The organism is Cellulomonas rhizosphaerae, assembly GCF_003470205.1.
GTDB lineage: Bacteria > Actinomycetota > Actinomycetes > Actinomycetales > Cellulomonadaceae > Cellulomonas > Cellulomonas rhizosphaerae.
On the sequence record NZ_QWKP01000006.1, the window covers coordinates 1 to 1,019 of the forward strand.

The 1,019-nt window shown below is 74.9% G+C and carries 1 protein-coding gene; it reads left to right on the forward strand.

Annotated elements, in window-relative coordinates; all coding sequences use genetic code 11:
* A partial coding sequence (locus D1825_RS00055; RefSeq protein WP_118765544.1) for a phosphohexomutase domain-containing protein occupies positions 1–984 on the forward strand: 984 nt, incomplete at its 5' end.
* Positions 985–1,019 lie beyond the last annotated feature (35 nt).

Consider the following 1,019-nt stretch of genomic DNA (forward strand, 5'->3'; position numbering starts at 1 on the left):
AAGCTCGACGACGACCTCGAGGCCGCCATCGAGGCGCGCATCGGCGAGGACTGGGAGCGGCCCCTGGGCGGCGACGTCGGCCGCATCCGCGTCGACACCGGCAGCTCGGGCGCGTCCTACGTCGACCACCTCGTCGGCACGATCGACACCCCGCTCGCGGGCCTGCGCATCGCGGTCGACTGCGCGAACGGCGCTGCGAGCGAGGTCGGCCCGGCCGCGCTGCGCGAGGCCGGGGCGGACGTCGTCGTCATCAACGCCTCGCCCGACGGCCGGAACATCAACGAGAAGTGCGGCTCGACCCACCCCGAGCAGCTGCAGGCCGCGGTCGTCGCCTCCGGCGCTGCCCTGGGCGTGGCCTTCGACGGCGACGCGGACCGCTGCCTCGCGGTCGACCGGTTCGGCGTCCTCGTCGACGGCGACCAGATCATGGGAGTGCTCGCGCTCGCGCTGCGCGACCGCGGCGAGCTCGTCGACGACACCCTCGTCACGACGGTCATGAGCAACCTCGGGCTGCGGCTCGCGATGGAGGCCGCCGGGATCGCGACGGTCGAGACCGGAGTCGGCGACCGCTACGTGCTCGAGGCGATGCGCGCCTCCGGGTACTCGCTGGGCGGTGAGCAGTCGGGCCACATCATCATGGCGAAGCACGCGACGACCGGCGACGGCGTGCTGACGGCGCTCCAGCTGGCCGCGCGCGTCGTGGCGACGGGCCGGCCGCTCGACGACCTCGCCGGCGTGGTCCGCCGGCTGCCGCAGACGCTCGTCAACGTCAACGGCGTCGACAAGGCGCGCACCGACGACGGCCCGCTGGCTGACGCGGTCAAGCGTGCCGAGCAGCAGCTGGGCGCCACCGGCCGGGTGCTGTTGCGCCCCTCGGGCACCGAGCCGCTCGTCCGCGTCATGGTCGAGGCCGCGACGCAGGAGGACGCCGACCGCGTCGCGCACGACCTCGCGGACGTCGTCCGCGACCGCCTCGCGCTGTGACCGCCCGGTGAGCCGAGCGACCGAGCGCGACGCCG